The organism is Martelella sp. UBA3392 (genome assembly GCF_002358775.1).
In the GTDB taxonomy this organism is placed as follows: Bacteria; Pseudomonadota; Alphaproteobacteria; order Rhizobiales; family Rhizobiaceae; genus Martelella; species Martelella mediterranea.
On record NZ_DEPM01000224.1, the window covers coordinates 5,979 to 28,681 of the forward strand.

At 63.6% G+C, this 22,703-nt stretch carries 19 protein-coding genes; 10 read left to right on the forward strand and 9 right to left on the reverse strand.

Annotated elements, in window-relative coordinates; all coding sequences use genetic code 11:
- Positions 1–143: 143 nt before the first annotated feature.
- Both B4E36_RS18025 and B4E36_RS18030 read right to left on the reverse strand, forming a co-directional pair.
- Positions 144–1,088 (reverse strand): ABC transporter substrate-binding protein, encoded by a 945-nt coding sequence (locus B4E36_RS18025; RefSeq protein WP_292054329.1) that lies wholly within the window; start codon positions 1,086–1,088, stop codon positions 144–146.
- Between the two features lie 160 nt (positions 1,089–1,248).
- Positions 1,249–2,601, reverse strand: a complete 1,353-nt coding sequence (locus tag B4E36_RS18030; protein ID WP_345900642.1) for a formimidoylglutamate deiminase — start codon at positions 2,599–2,601, stop codon at positions 1,249–1,251.
- Positions 2,602–2,683: 82 nt separating this feature from the next.
- On the opposite strand from B4E36_RS18030, the gene hutI reads away from it, so the two are divergent.
- The 4 genes from hutI to hutU all read left to right on the forward strand — a co-directional run bounded on the left by hutI (position 2,684) and on the right by hutU (position 8,171).
- Positions 2,684–3,898: an imidazolonepropionase gene (hutI, locus tag B4E36_RS18035; RefSeq protein ID WP_292054322.1), complete on the forward strand. Its 1,215-nt coding sequence runs from the start codon at positions 2,684–2,686 to the stop codon at positions 3,896–3,898.
- A complete protein-coding gene (gene hutH / locus B4E36_RS18040) occupies positions 3,895–5,430 on the forward strand; it encodes a histidine ammonia-lyase (protein WP_292054320.1) in 1,536 nt (511 codons plus the stop codon). Before hutI ends, hutH begins: the two co-directional genes overlap by 4 nt.
- A 247-nt stretch (positions 5,431–5,677) precedes the next feature.
- Entirely contained in the window at positions 5,678–6,481 is an 804-nt protein-coding gene (gene hutG / locus B4E36_RS18045) for an N-formylglutamate deformylase (RefSeq protein WP_292054319.1), read from the forward strand.
- 13 nt (positions 6,482–6,494) lie between these two features.
- Positions 6,495–8,171, forward strand: a complete 1,677-nt coding sequence (hutU, locus tag B4E36_RS18050; protein WP_292054316.1) for a urocanate hydratase — start codon at positions 6,495–6,497, stop codon at positions 8,169–8,171.
- A 170-nt stretch (positions 8,172–8,341) separates the two neighbouring features.
- Here the strand turns inward: hutU and B4E36_RS18055 are convergent, their stop codons facing one another.
- From B4E36_RS18055 to B4E36_RS18075, 5 genes are all read right to left on the reverse strand, one after another.
- Positions 8,342–9,763, reverse strand: coding sequence for an alanine/glycine:cation symporter family protein (locus B4E36_RS18055; protein WP_292054314.1), 1,422 nt, complete (start codon positions 9,761–9,763; stop codon positions 8,342–8,344).
- Positions 9,764–9,970: 207 nt separating this feature from the next.
- Positions 9,971–10,993, reverse strand: a complete 1,023-nt coding sequence (locus B4E36_RS18060; RefSeq protein ID WP_026173541.1) for an LLM class flavin-dependent oxidoreductase — start codon at positions 10,991–10,993, stop codon at positions 9,971–9,973.
- A gap of 246 nt (positions 10,994–11,239) precedes the next feature.
- On the reverse strand, positions 11,240–11,455 hold the full coding sequence (locus tag B4E36_RS18065) for a hypothetical protein (RefSeq protein ID WP_292054311.1): 216 nt from the start codon (positions 11,453–11,455) through the stop codon (positions 11,240–11,242).
- 131 nt (positions 11,456–11,586) lie between these two features.
- Positions 11,587–11,811 (reverse strand): 30S ribosomal protein S21, encoded by a 225-nt coding sequence (rpsU, locus tag B4E36_RS18070; protein ID WP_018065179.1) that lies wholly within the window; start codon positions 11,809–11,811, stop codon positions 11,587–11,589.
- Between the two features lie 241 nt (positions 11,812–12,052).
- The gene (locus B4E36_RS18075) at positions 12,053–12,262 is read right to left on the reverse strand and encodes a cold-shock protein (RefSeq protein ID WP_018065178.1); all 210 of its coding nucleotides are present in this window, start codon (positions 12,260–12,262) and stop codon (positions 12,053–12,055) included.
- Positions 12,263–12,801: 539 nt separating this feature from the next.
- Between B4E36_RS18075 and B4E36_RS18080 the strand changes: the two genes are divergently transcribed.
- Positions 12,802–14,583, forward strand: a complete 1,782-nt coding sequence (locus B4E36_RS18080) for an AsmA family protein (RefSeq protein WP_292054308.1) — start codon at positions 12,802–12,804, stop codon at positions 14,581–14,583.
- 38 nt (positions 14,584–14,621) lie between these two features.
- Here B4E36_RS18080 and B4E36_RS18085 read toward each other — a convergent pair whose 3' ends face one another.
- Both B4E36_RS18085 and B4E36_RS18090 read right to left on the reverse strand, forming a co-directional pair.
- Positions 14,622–15,491 (reverse strand): LysR family transcriptional regulator, encoded by an 870-nt coding sequence (locus B4E36_RS18085; RefSeq protein ID WP_292054306.1) that lies wholly within the window; start codon positions 15,489–15,491, stop codon positions 14,622–14,624.
- A gap of 238 nt (positions 15,492–15,729) precedes the next feature.
- Positions 15,730–16,908 carry an NAD(P)/FAD-dependent oxidoreductase gene (locus B4E36_RS18090; protein WP_292054303.1) on the reverse strand — a complete coding sequence of 393 codons (1,179 nt, stop codon included), beginning with the start codon at positions 16,906–16,908 and terminating at the stop codon, positions 15,730–15,732.
- Between the two features lie 138 nt (positions 16,909–17,046).
- On the opposite strand from B4E36_RS18090, the gene B4E36_RS18095 reads away from it, so the two are divergent.
- From B4E36_RS18095 to B4E36_RS18115, 5 genes are all read left to right on the forward strand, one after another.
- On the forward strand, positions 17,047–18,483 hold the full coding sequence (locus B4E36_RS18095) for a glutamine synthetase family protein (RefSeq protein WP_412768648.1): 1,437 nt from the start codon (positions 17,047–17,049) through the stop codon (positions 18,481–18,483).
- Positions 18,484–18,518: 35 nt separating this feature from the next.
- Positions 18,519–19,808: an FAD-binding oxidoreductase gene (locus tag B4E36_RS18100; protein ID WP_345900643.1), complete on the forward strand. Its 1,290-nt coding sequence runs from the start codon at positions 18,519–18,521 to the stop codon at positions 19,806–19,808.
- Between the two features lie 182 nt (positions 19,809–19,990).
- Positions 19,991–21,463, forward strand: a complete 1,473-nt coding sequence (gene zwf, locus B4E36_RS18105) for a glucose-6-phosphate dehydrogenase (protein ID WP_292054297.1) — start codon at positions 19,991–19,993, stop codon at positions 21,461–21,463.
- A gap of 11 nt (positions 21,464–21,474) precedes the next feature.
- Positions 21,475–22,173, forward strand: coding sequence for a 6-phosphogluconolactonase (pgl, locus tag B4E36_RS18110; protein WP_292054295.1), 699 nt, complete (start codon positions 21,475–21,477; stop codon positions 22,171–22,173).
- 42 nt (positions 22,174–22,215) lie between these two features.
- On the forward strand, positions 22,216–22,703 hold a 488-nt coding region (locus tag B4E36_RS18115; protein WP_345900644.1), incomplete at its 3' end, for a dihydroxy-acid dehydratase.

Below are 22,703 nucleotides of genomic sequence, written 5' to 3' on the forward strand. Positions count from 1 at the left end.
GAGATGCCCCGACAGGGGCAGAGAGGGGTGAACCCTCTCGACAGTTTCGGAGTTCGCGGCGTCTGCCCAATACCCCTCTCTGTCGCTTTCGCGACATCTCCCCCTCAAAGGGGGGAGATTGATCGGGGGCTATGCGGCTTGCCTCACTCCTGGATAAACGATGGATCGGCGAGGTTCGAAAGGTCCGGGATTTCGCGGATCACGCCGGCGTCGAGCAACAGCTGGGCGGCATCGGCGGAGAAATCGTTGAACTCGCCACCGAAGAAGGCAATCGCCGCATCGCGGTCCTGCCATTCGAGATACTGCGCCGAACCGGCGAACTGTTCGCCCGACTGGTTCACGTCAGCGCCCATGATCTCGTAGGATTTTTCGGGCTCGGCTGCGATCATGTCGAGCGCCTCGTAATAGGAGGTGGCGAGCGCCTTGGCGGCGTCCGGGTTCTCCTCAAGGAAGGCAGGCGTGCAGCCGAACGTGTCCATGACGGCCGGATAATCGAGCGTGGTGGCGATGATCTTGCCGGCGTCGGGCGCCTCGCGCACCGACGAGAGATAGGGTTCATAGGTCATCGCCGCATCGTTCTGGCCGGCGATGAAGGCTTGGGCGGCCGGGCCCGGCTCGAGGTTGACGACCTTGACGTCGTCCATCGTCATGCCGTTTTCCTTGAGAATCCAGGCGAGATAGAAATAGGGCGAGGTGCCGGGCGCGGAGGCCGCGACGGTCTTGCCCTTCAGATCGGCGATCGATTCGATCTCGTTGCGCACAACCATGCCATCGGCGCCGTGGGACTTGTCGAGCTGGAAGATCTGCGTCGTCGGAACCCCGGCGGCGGCCCAGACGATCCAGGTCTCGACCGTGGTCGCCGCGCACTGGATGTCGCCGGAGGCCAGCGCCAGATGGCGGCTCGCCTGCGGAATCTTGACCAGTTCGACATCGAGCCCGTTCTTTTCAAAAATGCCCGCTTCCTTGGCGAGCGTCAGCGGCGCAAAGCCGGTCCAGCCGGAAAGACCGACGGCGACCTTGGTTTCCTGCGCATATACGGAGGTGGAAAGCGCCATGGCAGCCATGGCGGTTGCTGCAAGCCATTTCATCTGATGATCCCCTTTTGTACGGGCGTCTTGGCCCTTGTTGCGAGGGCACCAGTCTAGACGGGAATCGATTTTGTTGTCTAGACATAACAATAGGAGAAGCGCTGCCCTGCCTCGACCGATATTTTCGTGCGGCGCCGGATCCGCGCTTTCCCTGTCAGGCTCAGCCGCTCCGCGCCATCAGCGCCGCCATCGCCTTGCGGAACCGCGCCTCAATCGCCGCGCGCCTGACATGCCGCCCGGCTTCGACCTGTTTGACGCCATTGGCCCAGAGGCAATCGGGCTTTACCTGGCCGGCGAAGATGAAGCCGTCGAGGGCCTGATCTCCGTTGAGCCAGGGCGCGGCGCTGTTGTCGAGCGAGAAGAAGCTGGCGGGTAGACCTTCCGCAATACCGGCTTCAATGCCCATGGCCTGGGCCCCGCCGGCAAGCGCGCCGTCGAACAGGCGGCGGCCGGTGGTGCCGCCGGGCTCGGCGATGACGTTGCGGGCCTGCTCCCCCAGGCGCTGGGCATATTCGAGCTGGCGCAATTCGTCGGCAAGTCCGATCAGCACGTTGGAGTCCGAGCCGACGCCGAAGGCACCGCCTGAGGCCAGAAACCGGCTTGCCGGGAAGATGCCATCGCCGAGATTGGCTTCCGTGACCGGGCAGAGGCCGGCGATCGCACCGGATCGCGCGAGGCCTTCGGCTTCCGCGTCGGTCATATGCGTGGCGTGGATCAGGCACCAGCGGCCGTCAACGCCGGTATTGTCGAGCAGCCACTCCACCGGGCGCTTGCCGCTCCAGGCAAGGCAGTCATCGACTTCCTTCGTCTGTTCGGAGATATGCATGTGCACCGGGCCGTCGGCCAGGCTTGCGGCAAATGCGAGCTCTTCCGGGGTGACGGCCCGCAGCGAATGCGGGGCGACGCCGAGGACGGCGTGATCGAGGCCGGAGACGACCTTTGCGGACGCCTCCATCAGGCGGGCGAAACTGTCGCGGTCATGGATGAAGCGGCGCTGGCCATTGTTCGGTTCCGCGCCGCCGAAATCGGAATGGGCGTAAAAAACCGGCAGGAGAGTGAGGCCGATGCCTGTTTCGCCGGCCGCCGCCGCTATGCGTTCCGCCATCTCGCCGATATTGCCGTAGGGACTGCCGTCCTTCTCATTATGCAGGTAATGGAATTCGCCGACGCGGGAAAAGCCGGCCTCCAGCATTTCCATATAGAGCTGGGCGGCGATCGCCTCGACTTCGTCCGGCTCGATGGCAAAGGTGAAGCGGTACATCACCTCGCGCCAGCTCCAGAAATTGTCGCTCGCGGGACCGCGGCGTTCGGCAAGGCCCGCCATGGCGCGCTGGAAGGCGTGGGAGTGAACATTGGCAATGGCGGGCACGATGATGCCGTGGCGCTCGTCGCCCGGTTCAGGCGTCTGTTCGAAGGCGAGGCCGGCGATGCGGCCGCCTTCGAGGGCGAGCCGCGCATTGGCGCGCCAACCCTCGGGCGTCAGGATGTTTTCGGCGAAGAGGTGAGATGCCATGCGGTGAGCCCCATTTTATTCTTGCGCGTGATTGCGTTATGTATATACATAATATCCAATCAAAGACAACAAGGGGAAAGGGATGGCTTCAGCTTCGCCCAAACTTTTCATCAACGCCCGTATCGCGTCCATGATTGGCGGCACGGACATTGTCGAAGGCGTGCTTGCCATAGAGGATGGCCGCATCGTCCACGCCGGTCCCGAGGCGGGCCTGCCGGAACGGTGCGCCCGTTTCGAAAAGGTCAATTGCGGCGGCCGGCTGGTAACCCCGGCGCTGATCGATTGCCATACCCACATCGTTTATGGCGGCAGTCGCGCGAAGGAATTCGAGATGCGGCTCGAGGGTGCATCCTATGAGGAGATCGCCCGCGCCGGCGGCGGCATCGTCTCCACGGTGACGGCGACCAATGCGCTTTCCGAGGATGAACTGGTCGCTGCCGCGCTGCCGCGCCTCGATGCACTGCTCGCGGAAGGCGTCGCGACCATCGAGATCAAGTCCGGCTATGGCCTCAACATCGAGACGGAGCTGAAGATGTTGCGCGCGGCGCGCCGGCTTGCCACGCTGCGCCCCGTCCGGGTGAAGACCACCTGGCTCGCCGCCCATGCCACCCCGCCGGAATACAAGGGCCGCAACGCCGCCTATATCGAGGAAGTGGCGGTCGCCGGCCTCGAGATGGCGCACCGCGAAGGTCTGGTCGATGCGGTTGACGCCTTCTGCGAGGGCATTGCCTTCTCGCCGGATGAAGTGCGGCCGGTCTTCGACAAGGCGAAGGCGCTGGGTCTGCCGGTGAAACTGCATGCCGAGCAACTTTCCAACCTCGGCGGCGCGGCGATGGCGGCCTCCTATGGCGCGCTGTCCGCCGACCATCTCGAATATCTCGACAAGGCCGGCGCGAAGGCGATGGCCGCAGCGGGCTCCGTTGCCGTGCTTCTGCCCGGCGCCTTTTACACGCTGAAGGAAAAGCAGCATCCACCGATGGCGGCGCTGCGCGCGGCGGGCGTGCCGCTCGCGCTTGCGACCGATTGCAATCCCGGCACCTCGCCGCTGACCTCGCTGCTTTTGACCATGAACATGGGCGCGACGCTGTTCGGCATGACAGTCGCCGAATGCCTCACCGGCGTCACGGTGAATGCGGCCCGGGCGCTCGGCCTTGCGGAGGAAACCGGAACGCTGGAAGCCGGTAAGGCCGCCGATATCGCGACCTGGGATGTCGAGTCCCCCGCCGAACTCGTCTACCGCATCGGTTTCAATCCGCTTTCCCGGCTTTATGTCGCCGGCCACGAGGTTGCACGATGACGCTTGTTCTCACCCCCGGCAGCGTGACGCTGGCCACGCTGGAAAAAATCTATCGCGGCGATGATGCCGTGCGGCTGGATCCCGGTTGCGATGCCGCCATCGAAAAGGCCGCCGCCCGCATTGCCGCGATCGCGGCCGGCAATGCACCCGTCTACGGCATCAATACCGGCTTCGGCAAACTCGCCTCGATCAGGATCGACGCCGCCGACACGGCGACCCTGCAGCGCAACCTCATCCTGTCGCATTGCTGCGGCGTCGGCGCGCCGCTCGATGGCAGCGTCGTGCGGCTGATCATGGCGCTGAAACTGATTTCGCTCGGGCGCGGCGCTTCCGGCGTGCGGCTCGAACTGGTGCGGCTGATCGAGGGCATGCTGGCAAAGGGCGTCATCCCCGTCATTCCTGAAAAAGGCTCGGTCGGCGCCTCCGGCGATCTCGCCCCGCTGGCCCATATGGCCGCCGTGATGATGGGCGAGGGTGAAGCCTTCTTCGCCGGCGAGCGGGTTTCCGGTCGAGACGCGCTGGAAAAGGCCGGCCTCACGCCCGTTCAGCTCGCCGCCAAGGAAGGGCTCGCGCTGATCAACGGCACGCAGGTTTCGACCGCGCTCGCGCTCGCCGGCCTGTTCCGCGCCTTCCGTTGCGCCGCGACGGCGCTCGTCACCGGTGCGCTCTCCACCGATGCGGCCATGGGCTCGCCGGCGCCATTCCATCCGGACATTCACACGCTGCGCGGCCATCAGGGCCAGATCGATGCGGCGGCCGCCTTGCGCGCGCTGCTCGAAGGCTCCGAAATCCGCGTTTCGCATATCGAGGGCGACGAGCGGGTGCAGGACCCCTACTGCATCCGTTGCCAGCCGCAGGTCGATGGCGCCTGCCTCGATCTTTTGCGCCAGGCCGGCCACACGCTCGAAATCGAGGCCAACGCGGCCACCGACAATCCGCTGGTGCTCTCCGACGACAGCGTCGTTTCCGGCGGCAATTTCCATGCTGAGCCGGTGGCGTTTGCCGCCGACCAGATCGCGATTGCCGTCTGCGAGATCGGCGCGATTGCGCAGAGGCGGATCGCGCTTCTGGTCGACCCGGCGCTCTCCTTCGGCCTGCCGGCGTTCCTGTCGAGAAAGCCGGGGCTCAATTCCGGTCTGATGATCGCGGAGGTCACATCGGCGGCGCTGATGAGCGAAAACAAACAGATGGCGCATCCGGCCTCGGTCGATTCAACGCCGACCTCTGCCAATCAGGAAGACCACGTATCGATGGCCTGCCACGGCGCGCGGCGGCTTCTGGCGATGACCGAGAACCTCGGCCACATTATCGGTATCGAGGCGCTTTGCGGGGTGCAGGGCGTCGAACTGCGCGCGCCGCTTGTCACCAGTCCGGCCCTGCAGCGGGTCATTGCCGCCTTCCGCGCACGGGTGGCGACGCTCGAAGACGACCGCTACATGGCCGGTGACCTGGAAAAGGCGGCGTCGGCGGTGCGCGATGGCGCGCTGATCGATGCAGTCGGGGCGGGGCTATTGCCGGAGTTGAAGGTTTGATGGGTTGCTCCAACAGGCTTGGCGTGACCGTGGCAAAACGACATATGCTGCGGGTTCCTCCCCTCACCCGGCGCGTCCGCGCCACCCTCTCCCCTCCGGGGCGAGGGGAAGCAAGCAGCCAGCGCAGGCGAATGAAAAAAGACAGAACGGTGCCGTATTCCCCTTCTCCCCTTGGGGAGAAGGTGGCCGAAGGCCGGATGAGGGCAAGCGGCGTTGGCCGGAACTCCAGACAGAGGAATATTTTCCCATGACCGATCCCGTCATCGTCCAACACGGCACATCGCCCGTCATTCTCGGTTTTCCGCACACCGGCACCTTCGTGCCGCCGGAAATCCACGCGCGGCTCAACGACAATGGCAGCCTGCTCGCCGATACCGACTGGCATGTCGACCGGCTCTATGACGGCTTGCTTGCCGATGCGACAACGGTGAAGGCGACCTTCCACCGCTACGTCATCGACGCCAATCGCGATCCGTCGGGCGCGAGTCTCTATCCCGGCCAGAACACCACCGGCCTGATCCCCGAGACGGATTTCGACGGCAAGCCGATCTGGAACGAGGGCCAGGAACCGACCGAGGCCGACATCGCGGCGCGGCTCAAGACCTTCCACGCTCCCTATCATGCGGCCCTTGCGACGGAGATCGCGCGGGTGAAGGCCGAGCACGGCATCGCCATTCTTTATGATTGCCACTCGATCCGCTCGCACATTCCCTTCCTGTTTGCAGGCAAGCTGCCGGATTTCAATATCGGCACCAATCTCGGCACCACCTGCGCGCCGGAATTCGAGGCCGCCGTGGAAGGCGTCGTTGCGCTTGCGCCGGGCTATGACCATGCCGTCAACGGCCGCTTCAAGGGCGGCTGGACGACGCGGCATTACGGCAAGCCTGCGACCGGCGTCCACGCCATCCAGATGGAGCTGGCGCAGTCGACCCACCTTGCCACCGAAGCGCCGCCCTTCGCCTATGACGAGGAAAAGGCCGGCAAGCTGCGCCGCCATCTGCAGGACATTCTGGAGCGGATCGAACGCCTGTCGTTCTCCGCGCGCATGTAAAAGAGGGAACAAAATGACCGACAACCCGCGACACAATACCCGCGAAATCCACGCCCCGACCGGCACGGAACTCAACGCCAAGAGCTGGCTCACCGAAGCGCCGCTCCGGATGCTGATGAACAATCTCGATCCCGATGTCGCCGAAAAGCCGCATGAGCTGGTCGTCTATGGCGGCATCGGCCGCGCCGCCCGCACCTGGGGCGATTTCGATAAAATCGTCGAGACGCTGAAGACGCTGGAAGAGGACGAGACGCTGCTGGTGCAGTCCGGCAAGCCGGTCGGCGTGTTCCGCACCCATGCGGATGCGCCGCGGGTGCTGATCGCCAATTCCAACCTCGTGCCGCATTGGGCCAACTGGGACCATTTCCACGAACTCGATCGAAAGGGTCTGATGATGTACGGCCAGATGACGGCCGGATCTTGGATCTATATCGGCGCGCAGGGCATCGTCCAGGGCACCTACGAGACCTTCGTGGAGGCCGGACGCCAGCATTACAGGGGCGACCTGAAGGGCAAATGGATATTGACCGGCGGGCTCGGCGGCATGGGCGGCGCCCAGCCGCTGGCGGCCGTCATGGCCGGTGCCTGCTGCCTTGCCGTCGAATGCGATCCGACCCGCATCGATTTTCGGCTCCGCACCGGCTATGTCGACGAGAAGGCCGAGACGCTGGACGAGGCGCTCGCGATGATCGACGCCTGGACCAAGGCGGGCGAGACGAAATCCGTCGGCCTGCTGGGCAATACTGCGGAAATCCTGCCCGAACTGGTGAAGCGCGGCGTCCGCCCGGATATCGTCACCGACCAGACCTCGGCGCATGATCCGGTGAACGGCTATCTCCCTGCCGGCTGGAGCCTCGGCGAATGGCGCGACAAGGCCGAGCGTGATCCCAAGGCTGTCGAAAAGGCGGCGCGGGCCTCGATGCGCACCCATGTGGAGGCCATGCTCGCCTTTCATGACATGGGCATTCCGACGGTCGATTACGGCAACAATATCCGCCAGATGGCCAAGGAAGAGGGCTGCGAGCGCGCCTTCGACTTCCCCGGCTTCGTGCCGGCCTATATCCGCCCGCTGTTCTGCAAGGGCATCGGCCCCTTCCGATGGGCCGCGCTTTCCGGCGATCCGGAGGACATCTACAAGACTGATGCCAAGGTGAAAGAGCTACTGCCGGACAATGCGCACCTGCACAACTGGCTCGACATGGCCCGCGAACGCATCCATTTCCAGGGCCTGCCGGCGCGGATCTGCTGGGTCGGGCTTGGCGATCGCCATCGCCTCGGCCTCGCCTTCAACGAGATGGTGAAGAACGGCGAACTCAAGGCCCCGATCGTGATTGGCCGTGACCATCTCGATTCCGGCTCCGTCGCCTCGCCGAACCGGGAAACCGAAGCGATGCAGGACGGTTCCGACGCGGTTTCCGACTGGCCGTTGCTGAACGCGCTGCTCAACACCGCCTCCGGCGCCACCTGGGTGTCGCTGCATCACGGCGGCGGCGTCGGCATGGGATTCTCCCAGCATGCCGGCATGGTGATCTGCTGCGATGGTTCCGATGATGCCGCCCGCCGCATCGGCCGCGTGCTCTGGAACGACCCGGCCACCGGCGTCATGCGCCATGCCGATGCGGGCTACGACATCGCCATCGAATGCGCGAAGGAAAACGGTCTCCGTCTGCCCGGCATTCTCGGGAACTGATCGGTCCGAGTAACCGACAAGCGCCGGGGTTCCGCCCCTCACCCGGCGCAGCCGCGCCGCCCTCTCCCCTGCGGGGCGAGGGCAGGGCTATCGCATAGAGTCTCCCCGCATAGTACCGATCCTTACGACCTCGGCCGCAGCCGGAAAGACAGCAAGCCCCTGCCCTCACATCACTTCGCGTCGGGCCAGGCCGTCGGGTCGGTGTCGAGATCCGGGAACTTCTTCGGATCGAACACCGGCCGTTTGATGCCCGCGGCGAGCTGGCCGCGGAAGTCGTTGATCAGCCGGAGCGCGATCGGGAACAGCATCATCAGCGCCAGGAGGTTGACGACCGCAAGGATGCCCATCATCGGATCGGAGAAGTTGAACACCGCCGTCGCCCCCGGCGCGACCGCGCCGATAAAGACGATGGCGATGATGACGATCCTGAGGATCTGCAGCGCGCTCGGCTTGTCGGTCATGAAATCCAGCGCGTTCTCGCCGAGATAGTAGTTGTAGATGATCGACGAGAACGAGAACAGGAAGATCGCCGCGGTGAGATAATACTGCGCCCAGGCGCCGAGATGGTCGACAATGCTCTGCTGGGTCAGGATCACGCCATCGACCCCTTCCTGGCCCGGCTGATAGACATCGCCAAGCAGGATCACGAAGGCGGTGCAGGAGCAGATGATCATCGTGTCGATGAACACCGAGAAGCTCTGGGTGATGCCCTGGCTCACCGGATGGCGGACATAGGCGGTGGCGGCGACATTGGGCGCCGAGCCCAGCCCCGCCTCGTTGGAAAACAATCCGCGCCTGAGCCCGTTGGCAACTGCGGCCCCGATGCCGCCGGCCACCGCCTCGCGAATGCCGAGCGCATTGGCGACGATATCCCACAGCACGGCCGGAAGGGCGGTGATATTGATGAGCATGACCACCAGCGCCATGCCGATATAGCCGAAGGCCATGATCGGGATGATGACGTCGGAAACCTTGGCAATGCGATGAATGCCGCCGAAAACGATGAAGCCGGTGGCGGCCGCCAGCACGATGCCGGTGACATAGCGCGGAATGCCGAGGCTGTCCGCCGCGGCCCCCGCAACGGTGTTGCCCTGGAAGGCATTGAAGCCGATCGCGAAGGCCGCGATCAGGCAGACCGCGTAGATCAGCGCCAGCCAGCGATAGTTTTCGCCAAGGCCGTAGATAATAGCCTGCGCCGGGCCGCCGCGATAATCGCCGTTCGGCTCGGTGCGTTTATAGGCCTGGGCAAGCGTCGCCTCGACAAGGCCCGAGCACATGCCGACAAGGGCGATCGCCCACATCCAGAACACCGCGCCCGGCCCGCCGGCCGTGATCGCGACCGCCACGCCGGCGATATTGCCGCCGCCGACGCGCCCGCCGACCGAAACGAACAGCGCCTCGCGGGCGCTGATCTTGGAGGGATCGCCGTCCTCATCGCCCCACAAAACGCCGAACATGCGCTTGAAGAAGCGGAACTGGACGAATCCGCTCGCCGCCGTGAAGAACACGCCGAGCACGACCAGGAACGGCACCAGCGCCCAGCCCCAGGTCAGATCATTGATGTAATTGAAAATCGTATCGAAAAACTGCACTGCCAGTCCCCTTTTGTCGCAAATGCATGCCGCGCCTACGCGCATCGATGCTCAGGGTCCCCACCCGAACGGACCGGCATGGTCCGTTGTTTTTGATTTGCTTAGAGAAAGCGTATGCGCGAACGCGCCACGGGGCAAGCAGGTTCTAACTTGTCATGTGTCAAATTGACGCGGCGGGACGCAACGCCCGCCGCCTCCGAAAAGGCGTCAGCGCCAGCCAAGGCCCGGCGCGACATGTTTCAGGATCGCCTCGATGACATGGGCGTTATAGGCAACGCCAAGCTGGTTGGGCACGGTGAGCAGCAGCGTATCGGCCTCGGCAATCGCCTCGTCGCCCTTCAACTGTTCGATCAACCGGTCCGGCTCGGCGGCATAGGAACGGCCGAACACCGCGCGGGTCTTTTCATCGATATAGCCGATCGAATCCTGTTCGTTCCCGCCACGGCCGAAATAGGCCCGATCCATATCCGTGGTGAGCGCGAAGATCGAACGGCTGACCGAAACCCGCGGCGTCCAGTCGTGACCGGCCTCCTTCCAGGCGGCGCGATAGGCGCGGATCTGGTCGGCCTGCTGCCTGTGGAGCGGCTCGCCGGTCTCGTCGAACTTCAGCGTCGAGCTCTGCAGGTTCATGCCGAGCTTCGCCGCCCATTCAGCCGTCGCATTGGTGGCCGAGCCCCACCAGATGCGCTTTCTGAGCCCCTCCGAATGCGGCTCCAGCCGCAGCAGGCCCGGCGGGTTGGGAAACATCGGGCGCGGATTGGGCTCGGCAAAGCCCTTGCCTTCAAGCTGGTCGAGGAACACTTCCGTATGGCGCCGCGCCATGGCGGCATCGTCCTCGCCCTCGCCGGGCTGGTAGCCGAAATAGCGCCAGCCCTCGATCACCTGCTCTGGCGAACCGCGCGAAATGCCAAGCTGCAGCCGCCCGCCGGAAATCAGATCGGCGGAGCCCGCATCCTCGACCATGTAAAGCGGGTTTTCATAGCGCATGTCGATCACGCCGGTTCCGATCTCGATACGGCTGGTCCTCGCGCCGATGGCCGCCAGCAGCGGAAATGGCGAGGACAATTGCCGGGCGAAGTGATGTACCCGGAAATAGGCGCCGTCCGCGCCCAGTTCCTCGGCCGCCACAGCAAGGTCGATCGACTGCGACAGCACGTCGGCGGCGGAGCGGGTCGCCGATTGCGGCGACGGCGTCCAGTGTCCAAAGGACAAAAATCCTATTTTCTTCATAGTCTGCATATCTCCGACATGGTCATGCCTCGTTTGCGGGCGTTTTACGATAGATGCCGTCCGCGCCCGGCAAGAACAATGCGTCATTCGATGAACACAGCGTTTTCGGCAAACAAGGCCCAAACGCAAAACGACCCGCCATGTGGCGGGTCGTCGCATTTTCAAAAATCACTCCGTCACCCGGCGTCAAACGGCGGGGCGAAAGACGGGGCCGGTCATGCCGACGCGTCGATACCGGAGCAGCCCCTACTTCGCGGCCTTTTTGGCCCGGACCTTCTTCGGCTTTTCTTCCGGAGCTGCCGCTTCCCGCTCGATACGTAGGCGGCGCAAACGCTCCGTCTTGGTGACAAGCCGGGTTGCCTCTTCGGCAATAATCTCGCGCGCCACCTTGTCGGTGGTTGCCAGCTTGTCCGTGGCAGAAACCCGGCCGGGCTTGAACAACTGATCTTTTGTCGTAGTCATGGCAGTCTCCCTGATCGGACGGCGTAGGCGCTGGAGAGGTCCGCCTTTCACGAAAAATACGGTCCCGCTCTGTCTGTTTGTTCTCACGCGCGTCCGGACGGAAGACAGATTCCACTCTTGGCGAACGCGCTTTAGCCCTTCTTGCGCGACGGAAGGAGACCTTCGCGCTGCATCTGCTTTCTTTTCAGCTTACGCAGACGGCGAACCGCCTCGCCCGCTTCGCGGTTGCGCTTTTCCGAAGGCTTCTCGTAAGATCGCCGCGCCCGCATCTCGCGAAAGATGCCTTCACGCTGCATTTTCTTCTTCAGGACGCGAAGCGCCTGATCGACATTGTTATCTCTTACCAGTACCTGCAAGAAAACCTCCTTGATTGGTTTATGTTTCTTCCACGTTCCCGGCCATGCGGCGCATCAGCGCGCACGGGCGGCAACATGAAAACAAAAAGGCCGGGATTAACCCGACCTCTTCCCAGTCACTGCCAGTACATCCGTGGTCAGCGACAGCGAATGACAATTATCTGCGGCTTGAAATAGGGCGATATCCGCCAATTCCCGAAACGGTTGCCAGTTCATCCGTGGTCAACCAGGGGCAATAAGATCAAGCAGCCTGAAGATTGTCGGCCGCGCTCTTTCCAGAGCGGTTGTCGCGAACGACTTCATAGCTCAATTTCTGACCGTCATTGAGCGACTGCATGCCTGCACGCTCAACGGCAGAAATATGAACGAAAACGTCCGTGCTGCCGTCATCAGGCTGGATAAAGCCAAAACCCTTGGCAGCATTGAACCATTTTACTGTTCCGGTTGACATAGTGATTTCCCTTCATTGGTGTTTCCTTCGCGGGTATTCGCGAAAGAGATCGATTTTGAGAGGAAATCGGTAGGGCAATCAGCCCCGGACAACGTCACAAGCAATGGTCGATGGGGTTGATATAGGCCCCTGCACCGCCGATTGCAACGGTTGGGGGCAAATTAAACCAGCCGGCGCGGTCGGAACGGGGCCCCGACACCCTGAAAAACAACAGGAATAGCGGCGTCGAGCCAGGCCCTCAGGGCGTGGAATTCGGCACGAAGATCCAGCGCCGTTAGATCTGCTCGCGCCTCCGTGTAGCGCTGGAACCCGGCGAGACAAGGTTTCTGTGCCAATGGACCTTGCTTTGAATACCGGCAAACAACGGTCATTCGACCAGCCTCTGCCGGTGCGCAAAAAACAACCCATTATTGTGCCATTAGCAATTTTCGGTTATCGCCGGGACGGGAGTGTGCAGATACAGGCCTTATCTCATGAGAATTCCATCGCCAGCCGCGCTTTTTTCGGAACGGCCCCGCCGACTGGTCCGCAGACGGTGGGTGCGCTACGCGCTGGCGGGGGGTATTCTTCTGGCTGTGGCTGCCTATCACCTCGTGCCCACCATCGTCTCGCCCGCTTCCATGCGCGATGCGCTGGAAGGAGAGCTTTCGGGATGGCTCGGCGCACGCGCGACGGTTGCGGGAACGCCGGAGATTTCCTACTGGCCCCGTCCCAAGATCACCGCGCATGGCGCCGCGATCGCCCGCCCGAGCGGCGGCGGTCTTCTGGTCTATGGAAACGCGGCCGAGTTGACGGCCGATTTCGGCATTTTCGGCGCGCTTTCCGGCAATCCCGCCTTCTCCGACCTGACATTCGACAAGGCCGTCATCGTGCTGGAAGATGCCGGCGTTCCGGGCGCTGCGCCCGCGAACAGGCTGGCGATGGCGGTCGCGGCCATTCAGGATGGCGAAGGCGACGCGATTGACGGCATTGACGGCAAGGGGCCGGGGGAATTGCGGCTGATCGACAGCACCATCGCCATTGCCGGCAAGGGCGATGGCAATGGCGATCCACGGATCGTGAAAGCGGTCACCGGAGAACTGGACTGGGAAGAGCTGGATGGCGCGGCCCGGTTCACGGGATCGGCCGAGATCGGCGGCGAGCCGACCGAGATCGCGCTCAGGACCGCCAAACCGGTCGCGATGTTTGCCGGCGGCGCCTCCACGGTTGATCTCACGCTTGCCAACGCCCTTGCCTCGGTCAGCTATCAGGGCACGGCATCCGGCAGGCGGCCCTATTTCCTGAATGGCAGCTTCTCCCTTTCGACCGCCGACCTGCAGAATCTGATGACCCGGCTCGGCGTCGAGACCCGGCTTCTCAGCACAGTGGGAAAGGCATCGCTTAAAGGCCAGGTCGCGCGCAGCGGATCATCCCTGCGCTTCTCGCCCGTGGAACTGGCGATCGGGGAGTCGAGAGCGAGCGGCGCTCTCGATATCGTCATGAAGACGCCCGATGAGCCCGCCAGGATTTCCGCGACCATGGCGTTCACCGATATCGCGCTGTTCGATGCGCAGTCCTCGCTGCCATCCTGGATCGATAGGATGGCGGAAGGTTCAAACGATGGAACCGGCGAGCCGCTCTCCGATCTCGATCTGCGGGTCTCGGCCGGCACCGTGCGGCTTGCCGACATCACCCTTTCCGATGTCGCCGCCAGCATCATCCGCACCAGCGAACAGACCAGTTTCGATATTGCCGACAGCAGGCTCGACAATGGCTCGTTGTTCGCCCATGTCGCGGTGCAGAATGCCGGCACCGCCAAGGTCCGGCTGAATGCCGAAAATGTCAGATCGGGCCCGCTTTTCCGCCAGCTCGGGATCAGCGTTCCGCTGGAAAGCGACGCACTCACCCTTGAACTGGTCTACCAGGCGAATTTGCCGCTGGAGCGGGACGCCAAGGACGGCCTGTCGGGCAATTTCCGTTTTGAGGCCGGTTCCGGCCAGTTGACCTGGCTTGACCTCAACGCGATCCTGGCAACCGCCGAAAACAGCAATGCCTTTGCATTTTCCCCGCTGAAACAGGCGCCCTATGCCTTCCAGTCGATCAAGGGCCGGGGCAGTCTCGACGGCACCATCCTGACGCTCGACGGCGTCACCATCGAAGGCGAGAACCGGCAGGTCACGATCGAGGGACAGGTCGATACCGCCACCGGCCAGCTTGAGGCAAAGCTGACGGCGACGCCGAAGAGCGGTAATGCGCCGGGGATCGCGCTCGATATCAGCGGCAATGCGCTGGCCGCCTTCGCGCGCGTCTCCGAGATCCCCTCCGGCCCCGCGTCCGATTAAAACGGCCTGCACTGCCCGGTTCCCGCCGCGACCGGAACTCAGGCGTCCGTTCCCGCGCGTCTGCCGGCGTAGAGCTCCGCCCGGGCCTTCATGAACCGGAACAGCCGGTCGGCGACTTGACGGATATCGCGCTGACGGCGATCGTCGTCATGAAGGACAAGCCACTGGTCGTGGGTCAGTTCATCGATCACCGGACCCGCGCGGGTGAGACGCTGGTTGGCGTCGCCGATGAAACACGGCAGGACGGCGATGCCGGCGCCGGCTTCCACCAGATCAAGCATGGAGCGTGGCCGGCTTGCCGTCATGATGATGGCGTTGGCGTTGTGCGTGTGGGGCCAGGTGAGGTAACGCGAAATCGCGGCTTCCCTTGTCACCGCGATCCATTGCTCCGCGACCGCAGCGTTCCTCGCCCTGAAAGGGGCATAGGCGGCGGGACAGACGCGCCGGGCGGCAAGATTTGTCTCCTCCGGCCGGAAGGCGCGGATGCCGATATGGTTCTCCCGGTGGGCAAGGCTCGCGCGCTGCTCGCCGACGAGGAATTCGAGGCGGACGGGATCGCCCGGCGCGCGGATTTCATTGATGTGCTGGCTGACCAGAAAGGCGTTCCATGTGCCAATGCCGAGGCGCACCAGCGTCGGGGCCGCCGTCTCGCCGCCCCAGTCCTCGACCCGGCGCAGCCTGCCTTCGGCCTCCTTCAGCATCGCATGCAGCGTTTCCCCGTCCGGCGTCAGGCTGTAACCGCGCGGGCTTCGGGCAAAAAGCGTCCTGCCGAGCCGGTGCTCGAGGTCGAGCATGTGGCGACCAACGGTCGCCGGGCTCAGCGCGCTTTCCTCGGAAGCGCCGGTGAGCCCGCCATGGCGGACAACCAGCAGAAACAGTTGATAATGAGACCATGGGGCATTTTTCATGAATGAAAAATAGCCCTCATTTCAGCCGGTATCAAACGATAATTTTTGCGCTTAATAGAGGCGATGGCTCACGACAAAGGAGACATCGCAATGACCCGACGCCCGCCAAAACTCACGGACGACGTCAACTGGCGCGACGTGCCGGAAGACGATTATTACCGCGCCTTCGCCAACCCGCTTCCCAGACCATGGTATTGGCTGGCTGAACTGGCCGAGCGCCTTCGTGGCGGCTTTCACCTCATACGGCATCGCCGGCGGCGACGCCCGAGGCCCATGCCCACTGGAAATTGTAACCGCCAAGCCAGCCGGTAACGTCGACGCATTCGCCGATGAAATAGAGCCCCGGCACGGACCGCGCTTCCATCGTGGCGGATGACAGCGCATTGGTGTCGATCCCGCCGAGCGTCACCTCGGCGGTGCGGTAGCCTTCCGTGCCCGCCGGCTTCACCCGCCAGTCCTGAACGGCGCGGGCAAGCGCGCCAAGCGCCTTGTCCGGCGTGTCGGCCAGAGGCCCGGCGGGGCCGGCTTTCTCCGCGAAATACTGTGCCAACCGCTTCGGCAGATGGGCGGAAAGCGCGGTGGCGGCGCTTTGCCGACCGTGCTCGCGCTTGGCCTTCACGAGTGCGTCCGCGAGATCGATGTCGGGCAGCATGCGCACCGCGATCTCCTGCCCGGGCCGCCAGTAGGAGGAAATCTGCAGGATGGCGGGACCGGACAGCCCGCGATGGGTGATCAGCATCGCCTCGCGAAAGGCGGTCTTGCCGCAGCCGATCGCGCTATCGACGCCGATGCCCGAAAGCGGCTGCAACTCCGCCTGCAGCAGCGGATCGAGCGAGAACGGCACCAGGCCGGGCCGCGGCTCCACCACCGAAATCCCGAAACCCGCGGCCACATCATAAGCGAAACCGGTCGCCCCCATTTTCGGGATCGATTTGCCGCCGGTCGCGATCACCAGCGCAGCGCATGATGCCGTTTCGCCGTTCAGCCGCATCGTGAACCGCTCGCCAATGCGGGCGATATCGCTGGCGGTGGTTTCGAGCGCGACCGTGACGCCGCCTTTGGCGCATTCTTCCATCAGCATGGCGATAATCTCGCGCGCCGACCCGTCGCAGAACAGCTGGCCCAGCGTCTTCTCGTGCCAGGCGATACCGTGGCTCTCGACCAGATCGAGAAAATCGCGCGGGGTGTAGCGCGCCAGCGCGGATTTGGCGAAATGCGGGTTTTCGGAGATGAAATTACGTGGACCGGCGTGAATATTGGTGAAATTGCAGCGCCCGCCGCCGGAGATCCGGATCTTCTCGCCTGGCTTTTTCGCATGGTCGATCAGCAGCACGCGGCGGCCGCGCCTTCCGGCGCGGGCCGCGCACATCAGACCGGCAGCCCCGGCCCCCACGACAATGACATCATAATCTTTCATGCGCCTGTTATCCCCAACGCGGCATCGGGCTTTGAGACAGAAACTCAACTTGCCCCCTCGCCAACGCGTCAGGGGTGTTTATGATACAGCAAACCGCAATGACAACCGGCGAGAAAAATGCCAGCCAAAAAAATCTCCATGAAAGCCGCAAGCAAAACCCAAAGCAGCAGAATCAAACGGGCGAAGAAGCCAACCGTGCTGTCCTCGCCCGCCTCCGCGCGCGGCGTCGCGGACTGGAAGGATGCAGCGCGCTGGCTGAAGGCGCGCGGCATCGAGGATATCGAATGCATCACCCCGGACCTTGCCGGCGTGCCGCGCGGCAAGATGATGCCGACCTCGAAGTTCACCTCCAACACCTCGCTGGCGCTCCCCTCCGCGCTCTACCGCCACACGATTTCGGGCGACTATCCGGATGAAAGCGGCAGCTTCCGCTACGAGCCGCGCGACAGCGACCTCAAGCTCGTGCCGGACCTGTCGACGCTGACGACGGTGCCCTGGGAAAGCGATCCGACCGCGCAGGTGATCTGCGACGTCGTCGGCTCCGATGGCGAGGAAGTGCCCTACACACCGCGCAACGTGCTGAAGCGCGTGGTGGAGCTTTACGAGAAGAAGGGCTGGCGTCCGGTGGTCGCGCCCGAAATCGAATTCTATCTGGTGGCCAAGAACGACGATCCGGACCTGCCGCTGGTTCCGCCCGTCGGCCGCTCCGGACGCCCGATCGTCGCCGGTCAGGCCTATTCGATTGCCGGCATCAACGAGTTCGATGAACTCATCGACGACATCTACCACTTCTGCGAGGCGCAGGGGCTGGAGATCGACACGCTCATCCACGAGGAAGGCCCGGCCCAGCTGGAGATCAATCTCCGCCATGGCGATCCGCTGGAGCTTGCCGACCAGGTGTTCTATTTCAAGCGCACCATCCGGGAAGCGGCCACCAAGCACGGCACCTTCGCCACCTTCATGGCCAAGCCGATGCAGGGCCAGCCGGGCTCGGCGATGCATATTCACCAGTCGCTGATCGATATCGAGACCGGCCGCAACGTGTTCTCGCTGGAAAACGGCGAGCCCTCGCCGGAATTCTTCCACTTCATCGGCGGCATGCAGAAATATGTGCCGTCCACGCTGGTGATGATGGCGCCCTATGTGAACTCCTACCGCCGTCTCACCCCCGACATGGCCTGCCCGGTCAACACCGCCTGGGGCTATGACAACCGCACCACCGCGTTCCGCATCCCGGTTTCCGATCCGGATTCGCGGCGCGTCGAAAACCGCTTGCCGAGCTCCGACGCCAACCCCTATCTGGCGCTTGCCGCCTCGCTCGCCTGCGGCTATCTCGGCATCGAGAACCTTGCGGACCCCTCCGCGCCCACGGCCGACACCGCCAATGAGGGCATTGTCGACCTGCCGCGCGGCCTGCTGGAAGCGCTGGCGCTGATGGAGGCCGAAACGGCGCTCGTTCCCGTGCTGTCGCACGAGTTCATCGACCTCTATGCGGGAATCAAGCGCGGCGAATTCGAAACCTTCATGGAGGTGATCAGCCCGTGGGAACGGGAATTTCTGCTCCTTCACGTGTAACAGTAACCGACCCTTGATGACGGAGGCCTTCGCGAATGAAATGGCAAAGCCCGATTGCGCCGGGCCTTTCCTGGTATCAGGCAACGCTTGCCGACCGGCCGACCTATCCGCAGCTTGACGGCTCGACCAGTGCTGACGTCATTGTCGTCGGCGGCGGCTTCACCGGCCTTCAGGCGGCCTATCAACTGGCGGTCGACGGCGTTGACGTGGTGCTGGTCGACGCAGCCCGTTTCGGCGACGGCGCATCGGGGCGCAATGGCGGCCAGCTCGGCACCGGCCAGCACTGGTGGCCGGAAGAAATGGAGCACAAGCTCGGCAAGGCGCGCTCGCTCGCGTTTTTCCGCATGGCCGAGGACGCCAAGTCCCATCTGCTCGATTTCGCCCGCGCCCAGAAGATCGATATCGACTTCACGCCGGGCCAGCTTTCCGTCGCCCACAAGCGCAACATGGAATACACCTATCGCCATCACGCAGAGGCGCTGGCGGAACGCTATGACTATCCGCATCTGTCGTTCATGAGCAAGCAGGAGACCGCGGAACGGCTCGGTTCCAACCATTATTACTGCGGCCTGCGCGATATCGGCACCGGCCATATCCATCCGCTGAAACTGCTGGTGGGCACGGCGAAGGCGGCGGCCAAGGCCGGCGCGCGCCTGTACGAAATGACGAAGGCGCTCAACATCGACCGCGCCGACGGTAAGATAGCGGTGGAGACGGAGCGTGGCACGATTACCGCCGACCGGGCCCTGATCGCCTGCAACGGCTATATTCAGGAGCACCTCGAACCGAAAACGGCGGCGAAGATCATGCCGATCCGCTCCTTCATCGCCGCAACCACCCGGCTCCCCAAGGCGCTGAAGATATTGCCGGGCTTCGAATCGGTCGATGACAGCCGGTTCGTGGTGCGCTACTTTCGCAAGGCACCGACCGGAGAATTGCTGTTCGGCGGGCGCGAGGTCTATTCCGCCGATGATCCGAAAAACGTCTCCAAACATCTCCACCGCCAGATCGTGCAGGTCTATCCGCAACTGGCCGATGTCGACATCACCCATGCCTGGGGCGGATCGGTGGGCATCACCCTTCCGCGCCGGCCGCTGGTGGACGAGATCATGCCGGGCGTCACCTCGATCGGCGGTTTTTCCGGCCATGGCGTCATGCTGTCGAATTATTGCGGCAAGCTTTATGCCGACGAGATCGCGGGGCGCTCGCAGGATCTCGGGCTTTACCGCGACCTCGAAATCCCCGCCTTTCCCGGCGGCGAGCGGCTGCGCAAGCCCTTGCTGTTCCTCGCCCTCACATGGTTCGCGCTTCGCGACCTGATCTAGTTGACTTCTTTTTCGCGCTTGCGCGCCGGCACCCGGCCCGCGAGCGCTTCACGACCGAGACCGACCGATGAAAGACCGATTGCATTTTCTCGCCCATGTCCGATTTTTTCGAAATCGGACTGGCATTTTTAAATCGATTTGATAAAACACCGCCAACCAGCTGACGATTGAGAGGACTGACCATGAGCAGTCAAATGATCCCCGTCGACCCCTTCGACTATGTTGTCTTCGGCGCAACCGGAGACCTGACCGAGCGCAAGCTTCTCCCCGCGCTTTACCACCGCCAGATTGCGGGACAGTTCACCGACCCGACGCGCATCATCGGCGCCTCGCGTTCCGAGCTGACCTCGGAGCAGTTCCGCGAGCATGCCGACAAGGCGCTGAAGGAGCATCTGAAGGACGGCGAATACGACAAGGACGAGGTCGCCAAATTCCTCGCACGGATCGAATATGTACCGGTCGACGCCACCACCAACAAAGGCTGGGACGCGCTCAAGAAAATGCTGGAGCCCGGCAAGGACCGGGTGCGCGCCTTCTACATGGCCGTCGCCCCCTCGATCTTCGGCCCGATCTGCGACGGCATTCGCGACCACAAGCTGATCACCAAGCAGACCCGCATCGTCGTTGAAAAGCCGCTCGGCCGCGACCTCGCCTCCGCGCTGGAACTCAACAACATGATCGCCAAGACCTTCCACGAGGAACAGGTCTTCCGCATCGACCACTATCTCGGCAAGGAGACGGTGCAGAACCTGATGGCGCTGCGTTTCGCCAACATGCTCTACGCGCCGCTGTGGAACGCCAATCATATCGACCATATCCAGATCACGGTCGGTGAGGAGGTCGGGCTTGAGGGCCGCGCCGGCTACTACGACAAGTCGGGCGCGCTGCGCGACATGGTGCAGAACCACATCCTCAACGTGCTCTGCATGGTTGCGATGGAAACGCCCTCTTCGATGGAATCCGAGGCCGTTCGCGACGAAAAGCTCAAGGTGCTGCGCTCGCTGAAGCCGATCACCGAGGATAACGCCAGCACGATGACCGTTCGCGGCCAGTACCGCGCCGGCGCCTCCAAGGGCGGCGCCGTCAAGGGCTATCTCGAGGAGCTCGGCGGCGAATCCGACACCGAAACCTTTGTCGCGATCAAGGCCGAGATCGAAAACTGGCGCTGGGCGGGCGTACCCTTCTACATCCGCACCGGCAAGCGGCTCGCCAGCCGGCTTTCGGAAGTCGTCATCACCTTCAAGGAAATTCCGCATTCGATCTTCGGCCCGGGCGCCGGACGGATCGCGGCCAACCAGCTCGTGCTGCGCCTGCAGCCGGACGAGGGCGTGAAGCAGTGGCTGATGATCAAGGATCCCGGACCCGGCGGCATGCGCCTGCGCCAGGTTGCGCTCGACATGAGCTTCGCCCAGGCCTTCGACGTCCGCAACCCGGATGCCTATGAGCGCCTGCTGCTCGACGTGGTGCGCGCCAACCAGACGCTGTTCATGCGCCGCGACGAAGTCGAGGAGGCATGGCGCTGGTGCGACCCGATTCTCAAGGCCTGGGAAGAGACCAATCAGCCGGTTCACGGCTACACTGCCGGCACCTGGGGCCCATCCAAGGCGATCGCGCTGATCGAGCGCGACGGCCGCACCTGGCACGAGCCGCTGTGAGGGTGGGCGAGATGACAGAGACGATGCACACATTCGAAAACGGCGTTGATCTGGCCGCGGCCCTTTCCGCGGCCGTCGCTAGCAAGCTTGCCGCCGCGATCGCCGACAAGGGCATGGCCTCGCTCGCCGTTTCCGGCGGGTCGACGCCGAAGGCCTTCTTCCGCGCGCTGTCGTCGGCGCCGATCGACTGGGAAAAAGTGACCATCACCCTGGTCGACGAGCGGTTCGTGCCGGAGGACAATCCGCGCTCGAACCACCTTCTGGTGAAGGAAAACCTGCTGAAGGGTCCAGCCGCCAGCGCCCGCTTCATCCCGCTCTACCAGAAGGTGGAAACCGCAGAGGAAGCGGCCGATATCGTGACCAACAAGGTGACGGCCGCGAGCCTGCCCTTCGATGTCGTGGTGCTGGGCATGGGAACCGATGGCCACACGGCCTCGTTCTTCCCGGGAGGCGACACGCTTGCAAAGGCGCTCGACAAGGCAACGCCCACCGGCGTGATGGCCATTCATGCCGAAGGCGCCGGCGAAGCCCGGCTGACCTTCAGCTTCTCCAGCCTCGAAAATGCAGGCCTTCTGGTGATGCATATCGAAGGCGAGGCCAAGAAGGATGTTCTGAACAAGGCGCTCTCCGGCGATGACGAGGCGGAAATGCCCATCCGAGCCGTTCTCACCCGCGCCTCCTCACCCGTGGAAATATACTGGGCGCCCTGACACATTCTGCCGGGCGCCTTCCGCAAAGCACAGGAAAAGCCCATGACCGCCGATCCCCGTATTGCAGAAATAACCGCTCGCATCGTCGAGCGGTCCAAGCCAACCCGTGAAGCCTATCTCGATCGCGTCTCCCAGGCGATCGCGAAGGGCGTCCATCGCTCCGTTCTGTCCTGCGGCAACCTCGCGCACGGCTTTGCGGTCTGTTCCCCCGCCGAGAAGGATGCGCTTTCGGGCGATACCGTCCCCAATCTCGGCATCATCACATCCTATAACGACATGCTCTCGGCCCATCAGCCGTTCGAGACCTACCCGGCGCTGATCCGCGAAGCCGCGCGCGAGGCCGGCGGCGTGGCGCAGGTCGCAGGCGGGGTGCCGGCGATGTGCGACGGCGTTACCCAGGGCCAGCCCGGCATGGAGCTGTCGCTGTTTTCGCGCGATCTGATCGCGATGTCGGCCGCCGTCGGCCTGTCGCACAACATGTTCGATGCCGCCGTCTATCTCGGCGTCTGCGACAAGATCGTCCCCGGCCT

Excerpts from the sequence above, each read along its gene's own strand:
- B4E36_RS18025 (WP_292054329.1), bottom strand. The coding sequence starts at position 1,088 with ATGAAATGGCTTGCAGCAACCGCCATGGCTGCCATGGCGCTTTCCACC.
- B4E36_RS18030 (WP_345900642.1), bottom strand. The coding sequence starts at position 2,601 with ATGGCATCTCACCTCTTCGCCGAAAACATCCTGACGCCCGAGGGTTGG.
- hutI (WP_292054322.1), top strand. The coding sequence starts at position 2,684 with ATGGCTTCAGCTTCGCCCAAACTTTTCATCAACGCCCGTATCGCGTCC.
- hutH (WP_292054320.1), top strand. The coding sequence starts at position 3,895 with ATGACGCTTGTTCTCACCCCCGGCAGCGTGACGCTGGCCACGCTGGAA.
- hutG (WP_292054319.1), top strand. The coding sequence starts at position 5,678 with ATGACCGATCCCGTCATCGTCCAACACGGCACATCGCCCGTCATTCTC.
- hutU (WP_292054316.1), top strand. The coding sequence starts at position 6,495 with ATGACCGACAACCCGCGACACAATACCCGCGAAATCCACGCCCCGACC.
- B4E36_RS18060 (WP_026173541.1), bottom strand. The coding sequence starts at position 10,993 with ATGAAGAAAATAGGATTTTTGTCCTTTGGACACTGGACGCCGTCGCCG.
- B4E36_RS18065 (WP_292054311.1), bottom strand. The coding sequence starts at position 11,455 with ATGACTACGACAAAAGATCAGTTGTTCAAGCCCGGCCGGGTTTCTGCC.
- B4E36_RS18075 (WP_018065178.1), bottom strand. The coding sequence starts at position 12,262 with ATGTCAACCGGAACAGTAAAATGGTTCAATGCTGCCAAGGGTTTTGGC.
- B4E36_RS18085 (WP_292054306.1), bottom strand. The coding sequence starts at position 15,491 with ATGAAAAATGCCCCATGGTCTCATTATCAACTGTTTCTGCTGGTTGTC.
- B4E36_RS18090 (WP_292054303.1), bottom strand. The coding sequence starts at position 16,908 with ATGAAAGATTATGATGTCATTGTCGTGGGGGCCGGGGCTGCCGGTCTG.
- B4E36_RS18095 (WP_412768648.1), top strand. The coding sequence starts at position 17,047 with ATGAAAGCCGCAAGCAAAACCCAAAGCAGCAGAATCAAACGGGCGAAG.
- B4E36_RS18100 (WP_345900643.1), top strand. The coding sequence starts at position 18,519 with ATGAAATGGCAAAGCCCGATTGCGCCGGGCCTTTCCTGGTATCAGGCA.
- zwf (WP_292054297.1), top strand. The coding sequence starts at position 19,991 with ATGAGCAGTCAAATGATCCCCGTCGACCCCTTCGACTATGTTGTCTTC.
- pgl (WP_292054295.1), top strand. The coding sequence starts at position 21,475 with ATGACAGAGACGATGCACACATTCGAAAACGGCGTTGATCTGGCCGCG.